Raw genomic sequence first — 13,306 nt, forward strand, 5'->3', positions numbered from 1 at the left:
TTGTGCTCAACTGCCTTCCTTATACTTCCGTCTAATATTCACTGGCTTTTGAATGGGGTATTTTCACCTAGTTGTTGATTTTTAAAAGCAAACGTTAGTTCAGTGGTGTGTTCTCTTCCAAGATGATTTACTCTGTCTAAAAACACCAAAGGAAATAATTGTTATGTACCAGAAATTGCTGTCACTTGCGTTTGCAGGACTGGCCTCTGTGTCTGCTGCTAATGCTACTCAAATCAATGTTGATGAATTAGCCAATAAAGTAGAACCTGATGTAATTAAATGGCGTCATCACTTTCATGAGTTTCCTGAACTATCGAATCGTGAATTTAAAACCGCTGAGTATGTTGCTGATTACCTAGAAAGCCTAGGTTTAGAAGTGAAAACTGGTGTGGCAAAAACGGGTGTAGTAGCTATTTTAGACTCGGGCAAACCAGGTCCTGTGGTTGCATTACGTGCAGACATGGACGGCCTTCCTGTAAAAGAACAAAATGATTTGGCCTACCGCTCAAAGCAGATGGGCGAATACAACGGAAAAGAAGTGCCGGTTATGCACGCATGTGGTCACGATACTCACATGGCAATGCTAATGGGCGCGGCAAAAATTCTTACCGAAATTAAAGGCGACCTAAAAGGTAAGGTGAAATTTATCTTTCAACCTGCAGAAGAGGGCGCACCCGCTGGAGAAAAGGGCGGTGCGGAAGTTATGGTCGCTGAAGGTGTACTTAAGAACCCTGATGTAGACGCCATTTTCGGTTTGCATATCAATGCCAATACCGATGTGGGCAAAGTGCGCTATAACGCGGGTGGCACCATGGCCGCAGTAGACCCATTTAAAATTGTCATACACGGTAAGCAAGCCCACGGCGCTTATCCTTGGAAGAGTGTTGATCCAGTGGTTACCGCTGCGCAAATGATCATGTCTATTCAGACTATTGTCAGTCGTGAATTAAAACTTATTGACGATGCAGCGGTGGTGTCAATTGGCTCTATCCATGGTGGTAACCGCTCTAATATCATTCCAAACGAAGTGGAAATGGTTGGCACTATCCGTACACTAAATGAAGCCGCGCGCGATCATATTTACGAGTCGCTTCCACGCAAAGTAAAAGCGATTGCAGAGAGTATGGGGGCAGAGGCAGAACTCACGCTACCTTTGGACTACTATTACCCAATAACATACAACGACCCAGAGCTCACTAAAGCCATGTTACCTACTATGCAGCGTACGGCTGGCGTCGAGAACACATTACTTTCTAAACCTGTGACAGGAGCGGAAGATTTTTCATTTTTCCAAGAGCAAATTCCAGGTTTGTACGTTTGGGTGGGCGGTAAGCCGTTAGACGTATCTGAAGAGGACAGTCCCGCTCATCACACGCCGGAATTCTATGTCGACGATGAAGGCATGAAGTTGGGTGTGAAGCTGCTTACTAACTTTACTTTAGATTATATGGCGCAACACTAACGTTAACGGCTGGAGACATGCGTTGAAAATTGGCAGTACCTCATTTTCCTTTTCATGGTCTCTGGCCCTCCAAGTATTAATTGTATGTGCGCTAGGCGCTGGGCTAAATGCACTCAATCCACCTTTTGACAGCACTGGGATAGCCACTTTTGGGATAGGTGCTGCAGTTTTCGCTTCCCTTCGCTTTACCCCTTTAATTTCAATTCCCACAGCCTTAATTATTAGCCTTCCATTGTGGCTAAGTGAAGGCAGCATAGTAGGTAAAGAAAGTCTCACACTTTTGCCGATAGTACTGAGCTTTTTCGGCTACGATAAATCGCTAAAACAAGTGATTAAAGTGGGCGCAGGGTTCTGGTCTATCGTTTTTTTACCCATTTTACTGTTAGAGCACTCTCTGTTCGATAATGACAACGTGAATATGCTGTTCTCGGGTGTGTTGGTGACCTGGGTAAGCGGTGTGTTTGGTTTGATCACAGGCCATTTTGCTTACTTAGCCATATATGGTCTGAAGCGGCAGACGTCGAATAAATCTGAGCGGGTCACGCTACACTTCCTTTTTGGGTACTTTTTTTCTGGGTGCTTTTTTGTCGCCTCTATGGCGGTAATATATTTATCAGTGAACTTGTTTCAATATCAGCAAGAAAAACAAATTCATAGCTATATGGCTCAGCATGCGAAAGTGCTGGAGTTTCAGCTTTCAAACTTTATACGCCAACATCAAAGTGCCATCATCAGCGTAGCGCAAGTACTTTCTAACAGCGAAAGTGAAAGTGGCCTAGAAAAAGCTGCCGGTGAAAATTTACAAATTGTGGCCTCTCATAATTCTGAGTTTCTGACCTTCCTAGTGGCAAATGCAGATGGTGACATTACACATGCCTATCCGCCAAGCATGCTGGAAAAGGCGAAGCAAAACGGCCTGCCCAACGTGTCTTATCGGCCTTATTTTTATGAAGTTATGCAAACTGGTGCGCCATTCTTATCGAACGTGTTCCAAGGCCGCGGCTTTGGTAACGACCCAATTGTCGCGCTATCAGCGCCTATATTAGATAATAAGGGAGCACCTAAGGGCATTGTAGAAGGCTCATTATCTCTAAAGAGCTTCAATGCAATCAATAGCCTGAGCCTTAACGGTTTCTCAATGCTTATTGAAGATCAAAAAGGAGAGGTGATTTATGCTTCTGATAGTTTAGGAATGGCACCACTAACTAAAGCACCTTATTACCCTTGTGAACCGGATTGTGCCGTTGAAGTTAAAAATGGGCCTCAAGGTAAAACTTGGTTGAGGTTTACCGAAAATATCTCATTTGCTAATTGGAAGGTCAGCTATTATTTCAACAAGCGGCTGTTGCTGGCATCAATGACTAATTATCTGCTAAAAGACTTGCTGTTGCTGCTGTTATTATCTGCATTCGGAACATTTACGGGGGTGGTTGTAGCGAAAATGGTAGGGGCACCAATTCGTCGTCTTGTGGGCTATATTGCTAATTTCGATCCCAATAAAATTGACGAACAAAAGCCACCGCAAAGAGCTCTTCACATCCAAGAGCTGTCTTCACTTAGCGATGAGTTCAAGACCTTAGAAACTCGCTTGCAGGGAGCCTTTGGTGAGCTAAAAAAGGCAAGGGAAGTGGAACAAGGGCTAAACGTAGAACTCAATGAGTTAAACCAGTCTTTGGAAAAGCGCATAGAGGAAAAAACTGAGCATTTAGCACTAGCGCTAAAAGAGGCTGAAGCCGCTAACGTTGCCAAAACGCAATTTCTTGCCAATATGAGTCACGAGATAAGAACGCCAATGAACGGTATCGTTGGCTCTTGCGAGTTGATGTTAGACAACGACATCCCTGAACATATTGCAGTAAGAGCAAAAACGATTTCTCGTTCAGCTACTAATCTACTGATTATCTTGGACAGTATTTTAGATTGGTCGAAAATTGAATCGGGAAAAATGCTCCTTGATATTCAGCGTTCTGACATTCGCGAGTTGCTTGGTGCTTCCTGTGAACTGTATCGCCATGCAGCGCATGTGAAGGGTTACGACATTGCGCTTGATATTAGCGATGATGTTCCTGAAGCCTTAAACATTGATGCTGGAAAAGTAGCTCAAGTTGTTAATAATCTTCTAAGTAACGCCATTAAATTTACGAGTGAAGGTGAGGTTTCAGTTAACGTTAGTTACGCACATCAAGGGCTTAAAGTTTCAATACAGGATAGCGGCATTGGTATCGCTCCCGATAAAATACACCTTATTTTCGAAAAGTTTGAGCAAGCTGATGCATCAACCACGCGACACTTTGGTGGGACCGGTCTTGGCTTAGCTATCTCAAAAGGGCTAATTGAATTGATTGGTGGCGAACTTTACGTTGAAAGCGAGCTGGGCAAGGGAACTAATTTTACCTTCCATATACCTGCTACAGTGAGCGAAGGCGATCATCAAGAGAAGCCGGAGCAACAACTTTCACTGCCTGAAGGCTTACGAATTTTGCTTGCAGAAGATAACGATATTAACGCTGACATCGTTATGGATATGCTTAAATCAGCGAATATTAAATGTATTCGGACTAAAAATGGTAAGGATGCTGTACAAGCAGAGAAGAAACATGATTTTGACCTTGTGCTGATGGACTGTCAGATGCCCATCATGGATGGGATTGCTGCATCCTCCATTATCCGCAAAGAAGGCAGGAACAAAGACAAAATTAAGATTATAGCGCTAACGGCCAACGCATTTATTGAAGATAAAAATGCCTGCTTAGTAGCAGGCATGAATGCACATTTAAGTAAGCCAATTCGCAAGCAAGTGCTATTTGACTGTATTGCCCGTGAGCTTGCTAGCGTTTGAGGCTACGTCGGTGTCATCATTTGGTGCATCACTAACGAGTCGCAATATGACATAGCCTAAACATGCGGACACTAGCGAACCCGCTAAAATTCCCACACGCTCATCAAATATTTGATTAATGCCGGTTTGTTCAAAGGCAAGACCTCCTATGAATAAACTCATCGTAAAACCTACGCCACACAGTAGCGCACAGCCATAAATATGCTTGAAATTAAGATCTTCAGGTAACTTAGCTAATTTTAGCTTCACCATTAGAAAGCAGAACCCAAATACACCTATCTGTTTACCCATAACCAAGCCAAGGAAAATACCAAAAGTCACAGGGTGGAAAATACCCTCTGGACTAATATTGCCAAAACTTATGCCCGCATTAGCAAAGGCGAACAAAGGTAAAATTGCAAAACTCACAGAGCCATTCAAGCCGTGTTCAAGACGAGTAACAGGGGAGTACGACGCATCTTTTTGGTCCCGCATAGGAATAAAACTAGCCAGTACCACACCGGCCAATGTGGCGTGAACGCCGGACTTCAGCATAGCCACCCATAAAACGATGCCCACAAAAACATAAGCTGGGATGTCGACCACATTTCGCTTATTCATTTGCCACAGCAATAACAAACAGCCTGCTGCGACATATAGTGCGCCTGCCGTAATGTTGTCAGTGTAAAACAGAGCTATAATTACGATGGCGCCGATATCGTCAATAATCGCTAGCGTAACTAAAAATACTTTAAGGCTGGTAGGTACTCGACTACCCAGCAACGCTAAAATACCCAGTGCAAAAGCGATGTCTGTGGCAGCAGGGATTGCCCAGCCTGCAACAGCCACGGGGTTATCCCAGTTGATACCTACATAAATTAAGGCTGGGAGCACCATACCGCCCACAGCGCCTGCAGCGGGTAAAATAATATCCTTAGGGTTTGATAACTCACCTTCACAAACTTCTCGTTTTAGCTCTAATCCTACGTGAAAGAAGAAAACCGCCATCAAGCCATCGTTAATCCACAACAGCAAAGGTTTATCAATAGCCAATGACCCAGCAGATACTTGAACTGGCATGCTGATTAATTGGTCGTAAAGGGTATCTAATGGTGAATTAGCAATAATGAGTGCGAGCACCGTTGCTGCCATCAGCAAAATACCGGGAGCGGCTTCGCGATTTAAGAAGTCAGAGACCACGTCTTGTACTTCTTCTATTACTTCATCGAGTACGTCGGGTTCATGCTTATCTGTCATCTATAACCTCTTGCGCCATTTAACTAGCAGTACCGCAAAGATTGAATAACTGCGGTGATGCATCCGTGTTTACAGGGCTAATCTACTTAAATTAATTTTAGTTAATACGGAGCAAAACAATCATATAGATCACCACTTAAAGGAAGCGAACTTTTACACATCTATCTTTTAAGAGACCATATTTAACGCCATTTACGGTGGGATTTTGAACGGTTTTAAGCTACAATCGCGGCCTTTCCAAGGTTGTCCATTTTACCTACCCCGAGGATCTCTAGATGGCAAAAGTCGCGATTGTAATGGGTTCAACTTCAGACTGGCCCACCATGCAGCAGGCCGCAAAAATGCTGAAGTCGTTTGGTGTTGAATTTGAAGCGAAGGTGGTGTCGGCACATCGTACACCTAACTTGTTAGTAGAGTTTGCGGAAGGCGCTGCCGATGAAGGTTTCAGCGCAATTATTGCTGGCGCCGGTGGCGCAGCACACTTACCTGGTATGATTGCCGCTCACACACACTTACCCGTATTTGGTTGTCCGGTTAAATCAAAAGCGTTAAACGGGTTAGACTCACTGCTTTCTATCGTTCAAATGCCTAAAGGCGTAGCGGTAGGCACACTGGCTATCGGTGAAGCTGGTGCTGCAAATGCGGGTTTATTAGCGGCACAAGTCGTGGCGCTGCAAGACGAGAGTGTGCGCGAGTCGGTTATCGCTTTTAGAAAGTCTCAAACCGAGACCGTACTTGCTTCAAGCAACACACTGGAGCTAGATGAATGAGAGTAGTTGTTTACGGCGCAGGCCAACTTGCTCAAATGATGTACCTAGCGGGAAGCCCGCTGGGTATTGAGGTTCAAGCTGTGGACGTAAACAACGATACCGTTGTACATCCAGTTAGCAAAACCCCGCTTGAGACAACACTAGCGCAAGCGCTAGAAGATGCCGATGCATTAACGGTAGAGTTTGAGCATGTACCTGAAAGATTGCTTGAAGAAGCGGCTAAAACAAACAAGTTGATGCCGAATATCGACAGTATTTTAGTTGGTGCCGACCGCGTACGCGAGAAAAAGCTGCTTGAAAGCATGAAAGTAGCAAACTGTGATCACCAGATAGTGACTGACCTTGCTCAATTAGACGACTGCGTCAAAGAGCTCGGTAACAAACTTATTCTTAAAGCGAGTCGCGATGGCTACGACGGTTACGGACAGTGGCGTTTAAGTGATGAAGCTGATTTGCCAGCACTAAAAAGCTCGCTACAAGGCCTGGACTTAGAAAACGTGCCATTAGTGGTAGAAAAAATGGTGGCATTCGATAGAGAACTATCATTAATTGGTGTACGCAACGCTAATGGCGACGTCAGAACCTATCCACTTGCTGAAAATCTGCATCACCAAGGTCAGCTTCACGTGTCGGTTGCGCCAGCAACTAGTGTGGATGATGCTCTTCAGGCTCAAGCTCACGATATTTTCGTGAAACTAGCTGAGGGTATGGACTACATAGGCGTGTTGGCAGTGGAGTTGTTTCAAGTAGGCGATAAACTGCTTGTCAATGAACTCGCTCCGCGTGTACATAACTCTGGGCATTGGAGCCAGTCAGGTGCTGTAACCAGCCAATTTGAGAATCACCTGCGTGCTGTTTGCGGTTTGCCTCTTGGCGATACGGCAGCCATAGGGCCAAGTGCTATGGTTAACATCATTGGTTGCAGCAGCTTTTCACGAGACCTGCTAAGCATTGATGGAAGTCACCTGCATTGGTACGGAAAGTCTGTTCGTGAAAAACGCAAAATGGGGCACATCAATGTCACCACTAATAGTTATGAAAGCTTGGGTGAAAAGCTCATGGCGTTGAGCAAATATTTACCACTTGAGTACTTCCCGAAATTAGTTGGTGAAGCAACGCGATTAAAAGGTTGACACCCACGCGTTTATCGCTAGAATACGCATCCGCTGTCTAGGCAGCGGTTTTTAAAGTGTGCCGACTTAGCTCAGTTGGTAGAGCAACTGACTTGTAATCAGTAGGTCGCCAGTTCGATTCCGGCAGTCGGCACCATTTCTCTTTTTTCCTATGCCAAACTTACGTACACTTGCTAACGAATATTCATTCGGAGCAGACTGTATGTCATTTTTTTCCAAATCACTTAAACCTTTAGTTATCGTTACTGGCTTATTTTCTTTAAGCTTGTCTGGGACTATTTCAGCCCATGGCAATGATCATGATAACCACCACAAGCCAAAAGAGCTGCACAAGCAAACCAGTAAGCAAACTGACGTTATGGTGATGAATGGTTACGCCAGAGCAACCTTTGCCTTGGCGAAAACCGGCGCAGTGTACTTTACTTTGCATAACCATAGTGACAGCGATAAAACACTAACGTCTGTTTCAGTATCAAGCGATGTAGCAAGTGAAGCGCAAATCCACACAACGGTGATGGAGGAAGACGTGATGAAAATGCGTGAGTTAACTGATGGCGTTAAGATAAAAGCGGGCGAAATGGTCTCTTTTGAATCAGGCGGCCGTCATATCATGTTGATGGGGCTGACCAAAGGATTAGAAGAGGGCAGCGAAGTAGCACTAACATTCACATTTAGCGATGCGAGCGAACTACAGGTTTCGCTACCTGTTAAAAAAGAAGCGGGCGAAAGCCACCATCATCACCATTAATAGAGTGGCTGAGGCAGAATGTATAAAGTCATCGATTAATGTGATGAATGCAATCAACTAAACCGTTAATCTAAATCAAAATTTCTGTAGTACTATTAGCTTATATTATTTAAACCAAGATTTTTCAGCGCCGATAAATGGACTGAAGGTAAATCTAACAAGGGTTTTAACGTTAAGGAGTGTGACATGAGCAAGATTGATATTGGTATTTCTGAGAGCGATCGTAACGCAGTAGCAGAAGGCCTTAAGAAGCTATTGGCCGACTCTTACACTTTGTACCTTCAAACGCATAATTTTCACTGGAACGTAGAAGGTCCGCAGTTCCGTGAATTACACCTAATGTTTGAAGAGCATTACACAGAGCTTGCCGAAGCGGTAGACGAAATTGCAGAGCGTATTCGTACTCTAGGTGTTGCTGCACCGGGCACATATAAGGCGTTTGCTGAGCTTAGCTCAATTGAAGAAGTGGAAGGTGTACCTGAAGCGACGGAAATGGTGAGATTGTTAACTCACGGTCATGAGCAAGTTGTGAAAACCTGCCGTGAATCGTTAAAGCTAGCGCAAGACGCAGACGATGAGTCATCTGCAGCGTTAATTGGCGACCGTATGCGCGTTCACGAAAAAACTGCGTGGATGCTTCGCGCAACATTACCGAAGTAAATCGCGTGATAAATGAAGCATGTATATAAGTGCATCGGCTGATGTTCATCATGCGCCTTAAAGCGAGTCGCTTTTATCGCATAAGCGAGTAAAACTATCACAAAGGGTACAGCAGCGCTGTGCCCTTTTTTGTATACTCCCTACTACTAAAAATAATAGAAGAAGCCTGTGTTAACGCGTACACGGCTTTTTAAAATGAGGCTCCTAGCGATGAAACCATCAACTATTTTAGCTTTACCATTCAAACCTGTGAGCGCGCTAGCGCAGTCACTTACTTGTGTATTGGCGCTTACGATCAGCCAATCCGCTTTAGCTCACGGAGACCATAAACATGGCGAAGCGCATGAAATCACCGACAGCGATATTACCGTAACCACGCTCGCTGAAGGGCTTGTTCATCCTTGGGGAATGGCATTTTTGCCAAGTGGCGATCTGCTAGTTACGGAACGTGAAGGTGGCATTCAGCGCTTGTCGAAAGACGGTAAGTTATCAGGGCGTTTAAACAATGTGCCTGAAGTGGTTGCGCAAAACCAAGGTGGTATGTTGGACATCGCTATCGATCCGGATTTTGCCAGCAATAACACCATTTACTTCTGTTACAGTAAAGCGAGTGAGGTCGAAGGCAAACAGGGCAGCAGCAGTAGTGTTGCAAAGGCTAAGCTTACTAATTCAGGTCTTGAAAATGTTGACGTTATCTTTAGTGCCGACTCTATTGTCGATAACGGCTTTCACTTTGGCTGTCGTTTAGCGTTCGATGCTGAAAAGCACTTGTACGTCACCATGGGCGACCGTTATAAGTACATGAAAGAAGCGCAAAACATCGATAACCACTTCGGTAAAATTGTACGCATAAACCGTGACGGCAGTGCAGTAGAAGATAACCCTTTCACAGACGGCAAAGCCCCTGAAATATTCAGCTATGGTCACCGCAACGTGCAAGGCGTTACTATTCATCCTGAAACTGGTGCGGTATGGGCAATGGAGCACGGCCCGAAAGGCGGAGATGAAATTAATATCCTTGAGCGCGGTGCAAACTACGGTTGGCCTGTGATTACCTATGGCGTTGACTATAGCGGCGACATTATCAGCGACAAAACCCATATGGATGGTATGAAGCAGCCTTGGTTGTACTGGGACCCGTCTATTGCACCAAGCGGCCTAACCTTCTACCAGGGTGACATGTTTAAGGAGTGGAACGGCGATATATTAGTGGGTTCGTTGAAATTTACGCACCTTCGCCGTATCAAGGTAGAAGATGGAAAGCCCGATGAGCAGTTCGAGTATGTTCGCGACAATCACGACCGCATCCGCGACGTAGAAGTGGGGCCAAATGGTGCTATTTACTTATTGACCGATGCACCTAACGGCAAAGTATTAAAGCTGACTAAATAACCTAAGACGTGGAATGAGAAAAGGCGCCACTTCATTGTTCATTGTGAAGTAAGCGCCTTTTTTATTCATAAACACAGCGGGCTTGGTATTTATTTCTCGCTGTCGTTATCTTTCTTATAGCGTTCAAACCACGCCACAATATTTCCTACTTTCTGTATTAAGCGAGAAGGGCGGCTTGCAATGCCGTGTGAAGCCCCTGGAATCCGCACCATTGCAGCATCTACGCCCTGTAACTTCAAGGCTTGATAGTACTGCTCTGTCTCGCTAATTGGCGTACGGTGATCGGCTTCACCGGTTAGCAGCATAGTGGGTGTTACCACGTTGCCCACTAAGCTCAAAGGGCTGCGCTGCCATAGCTTATCGGCGATATTCCACGGCATGTCAGCCATCCAATAATTGCTAAAATACGGGTATGCGTCGGCAGTTAATGAAAAGCTTACCCAGTTAATAACCGGCTTTGCCACGACGGCTGCACTAAAGCGGTCAGTTTTTCCAATAGACCACGCGGTCAGTGTGCCGCCACCTGAGCCACCAGTAATAAACAAGTTCTCTGAATCAACATAGCCTTGCTTAACGACAGCGTCTACCACGTCCATCAAGTCGTTGTAATCTTCTGACGGGTAGTTATGGTGGATCAAATTACCAAAGTCTTCACCGTAAGAGCTGCTGCCCCTTGGGTTAGCCCATACTACGACATAACCTTGCGCGGCCATTAGCTGAATTTCCATGGCAAAATGAGGGCCGTAGGCAGCATGAGGACCACCGTGAATTTCTAATATCAGCGGGTATTTTTTGCTGCTATCGGATCCTGGTGGCAAAGCAATCCATGCGTCGATAGGTAGCTCGTCCACACTTGATACTACGGAAAGGTCTTGTACCTCTGCCAACGTCTTATGACCAAGTGCGTCGTTATTTAAATCGGTAAGCAGTGTGTCGTCTTTACCTTTTCTGTAAAGTGCTAAGTCGCCAGGCATGGTGCGGCTGGCAGTGGTATAAACAATGTCGCCTTTATCACTAACGGCGAAGTCGCCTGACGTGTAAGGGCGTCCAAACGCTTGTCCACCTATGCTAACGTCGATTGGTTTCACATCGCCTTTAAGGTTCACCGTAGCAAGCTTAGTCTTGCCATGATCAAGATAAGAGAAAACGATTCCACGGCTGTCTTTACGCCACGTGAATTTACCTAAGCTTCTATCTAGTGACGCAGTTAAACGGGTGATGTCACCACTTTCAAGCTCAAGTACAACTAGATCGCCATTCTGATAAGAAAGCTTTCTGTCGTTGAGCTGAGTAAACGCAAGGTATTTACCGTCGGGACTCAAGGTTGGCCTACCTTCAGGCCCCTCCATATTGGTAACCTGCTCAACTACCGCTGTGCTTACTTTCACTTTGTAGATATCGCTGAATAAAGGATGCAGCGCATAGTCTTCTCGCTGCGGTGTGGCGAAATAAATCCAGTCATTATCCCTAGAAAAGGCAAGAGTGCCACCACTCGGGAATTTCCCCGTTGTTAATTGACGCGGCGTACCGCCTTCAACAGGTAAAACGAAAATTTGGTCGAAGCCTTCACGCAAGTAGCCTCTGCCGTCACCTCTATACTGGACCGCGTTAATATATGAACCTTGATCAGCCCACTTCGCTCCCTTAGGTTTGCTCGGCATACCGGTAAATAATGGCTTTTGTTTTTCTTCAGTAAACAGCGTAAAGGCTAAGGTTTTGCTGTCATGAGACCAGGTTAACTGGCGAGGTGTCTCACTGGTATTGGTTAAACGCACAGACTGCATGGTATCTAAGTAATAAAGATGGATTTGTGCGCGGCCGTTGACCGATTTTGTATACGCCACCATTTTACCGTTAGGCGACAAAGTAGCCTGAGACAAGCTTTCGTCTACTCCAATAAACGGACGATGCTCACCAGATTTAATGTTTACCTGCCACAATCGGCTTTGTCTACCGTCAGTCATGATGTCCATGCTTTGACGGGAATAAATAACGGTTTCTTTATCAAGAAATTGAGGGTTAGTGACAAACTCTAAGTTAAAGGTATCTTCGTAAGTTAGCGCATTTACGCTATCTGTATCAGAACCAGAATCTTGTAATGCACTGACCTGGCTCGTACCTAAAACCAATAATGATAATGCTGTCGAAGTAGCTAATAAGCCTTGTCGCATAGGGCGAAGGGGGAAACGAGACACAAACATGTTTGTTCCTTTTGTTATTCTTTTTGCGCTAAGCGCGATAGATAGTGCGTTCGCAGTGATGCTGTTAACGTTAATGCTAAGGTTAATTTAGTAAGCTGCGAACCTTGTACTTAACCATATCGCTTTCGTTTCCATTATGTAAAGGGTGTGCGGTGAAGGGGCTGGATTGTCCGTTAAAAGTGCGTATCGCTGCATATCTTACAAAACATGACGCAACGTATAACGCAATGTATAACAGCAGGGCGCTAACAGCGGGTATTTTCGATATTAACGCAGGTATCGCCTTTATGTAATTATCACAAGCCTTATTCGCCTTTAAGACTAATTTTGCCTACGAGAATATCTTTAAACATGACCCAATCGCCCATCAGGCTATAAAGGGGGTGTTTAAAAGTAGCGGGGCGATTTTTTTCAAAAAAGAAGTGTCCTACCCACGCAAAGCCGTAACCCACTAGTGGAATAAACCACAGTAGTGACCAGCTTGCCATATATACAGCCAGGGCGATAACACCGAGTACTAGCCAAGAGCCGATAAAATGAAGCGTGCGGCATGTGCCGTCTTTATGCTCATTTAAATAAAACGGGTAAAATTCTTTGAATGAAGCAAACTGAGTGTCTGTGCTGGTTTGTGTAGTCATAAAACCCTCTCGGCCAAATATTAAAGATGTAGGGTGGCTTGATAATAACGTAGCTCAATAGAGCAATTTTACACTACATTAACATTCATTGAGGGTGTAGATTGTCGTGAAAGCGACAAAGGCGGAATGACCGCTTTTGCAAAAAGAATATGCTGCTCGCTTCGAAGCTAAAGATAACGCCCCTTAGCCTTGTAATTTTATCACGCCTGCCCCATATTCCTCTCAAT

The 13,306-nt window shown here is 44.9% G+C and carries 10 protein-coding genes and 1 tRNA gene; 8 read left to right on the forward strand and 3 right to left on the reverse strand.

All coding sequences use genetic code 11. The annotated features are described in order from the left end of the window. Nucleotides 1-163 precede the first annotated feature (163 nt). Both V7R55_RS18210 and V7R55_RS18215 read left to right on the forward strand, forming a co-directional pair. Nucleotides 164-1,462, forward strand: coding sequence for an amidohydrolase (locus V7R55_RS18210; RefSeq protein ID WP_334060668.1), 1,299 nt, complete (start codon nucleotides 164-166; stop codon nucleotides 1,460-1,462). A 22-nt stretch (nucleotides 1,463-1,484) separates the two neighbouring features. Next, entirely contained in the window at nucleotides 1,485-4,301 is a 2,817-nt protein-coding gene (locus V7R55_RS18215) for an ATP-binding protein (RefSeq protein WP_334060670.1), read from the forward strand. On the opposite strand, the gene nhaA is transcribed toward V7R55_RS18215, so the two are convergent. Further along, nucleotides 4,263-5,537: a Na+/H+ antiporter NhaA gene (gene nhaA, locus V7R55_RS18220; protein WP_334060672.1), complete on the reverse strand. Its 1,275-nt coding sequence runs from the start codon at nucleotides 5,535-5,537 to the stop codon at nucleotides 4,263-4,265. The two genes, V7R55_RS18215 and nhaA, sit on opposite strands and share 39 nt — an antisense overlap. Nucleotides 5,538-5,812: 275 nt before the next feature. Between nhaA and purE the strand changes: the two genes are divergently transcribed. From purE to V7R55_RS18250, 6 genes are all read left to right on the forward strand, one after another. Further along, the gene (purE, locus tag V7R55_RS18225; RefSeq protein ID WP_334060673.1) at nucleotides 5,813-6,307 is read left to right on the forward strand and encodes a 5-(carboxyamino)imidazole ribonucleotide mutase; all 495 of its coding nucleotides are present in this window, start codon (nucleotides 5,813-5,815) and stop codon (nucleotides 6,305-6,307) included. Further along, on the forward strand, nucleotides 6,304-7,440 hold the full coding sequence (locus tag V7R55_RS18230; protein WP_334060675.1) for a 5-(carboxyamino)imidazole ribonucleotide synthase: 1,137 nt from the start codon (nucleotides 6,304-6,306) through the stop codon (nucleotides 7,438-7,440). Before purE ends, V7R55_RS18230 begins: the two co-directional genes overlap by 4 nt. Nucleotides 7,441-7,500: 60 nt before the next feature. After that, nucleotides 7,501-7,576, forward strand: a tRNA-Thr gene (locus V7R55_RS18235). Nucleotides 7,577-7,642: 66 nt separating this feature from the next. After that, a complete protein-coding gene (locus V7R55_RS18240) occupies nucleotides 7,643-8,188 on the forward strand; it encodes a copper chaperone PCu(A)C (protein WP_334060676.1) in 546 nt (181 codons plus the stop codon). 186 nt (nucleotides 8,189-8,374) lie between these two features. Further along, nucleotides 8,375-8,848 carry a Dps family protein gene (locus V7R55_RS18245; protein ID WP_334060678.1) on the forward strand — a complete coding sequence of 158 codons (474 nt, stop codon included), beginning with the start codon at nucleotides 8,375-8,377 and terminating at the stop codon, nucleotides 8,846-8,848. A 210-nt stretch (nucleotides 8,849-9,058) separates the two neighbouring features. Beyond that, a complete protein-coding gene (locus V7R55_RS18250) occupies nucleotides 9,059-10,240 on the forward strand; it encodes a PQQ-dependent sugar dehydrogenase (protein ID WP_334060679.1) in 1,182 nt (393 codons plus the stop codon). Between the two features lie 89 nt (nucleotides 10,241-10,329). Here the strand turns inward: V7R55_RS18250 and V7R55_RS18255 are convergent, their stop codons facing one another. Next, nucleotides 10,330-12,441, reverse strand: a complete 2,112-nt coding sequence (locus V7R55_RS18255; RefSeq protein WP_334060681.1) for a S9 family peptidase — start codon at nucleotides 12,439-12,441, stop codon at nucleotides 10,330-10,332. 305 nt (nucleotides 12,442-12,746) lie between these two features. Next, nucleotides 12,747-13,079 carry a DUF962 domain-containing protein gene (locus tag V7R55_RS18260; protein WP_334060683.1) on the reverse strand — a complete coding sequence of 111 codons (333 nt, stop codon included), beginning with the start codon at nucleotides 13,077-13,079 and terminating at the stop codon, nucleotides 12,747-12,749. Nucleotides 13,080-13,306 lie beyond the last annotated feature (227 nt).

Source organism: Alteromonas sp. S005 (assembly GCF_036864475.1).
Taxonomy (GTDB): Bacteria; Pseudomonadota; Gammaproteobacteria; order Enterobacterales; family Alteromonadaceae; genus Alteromonas.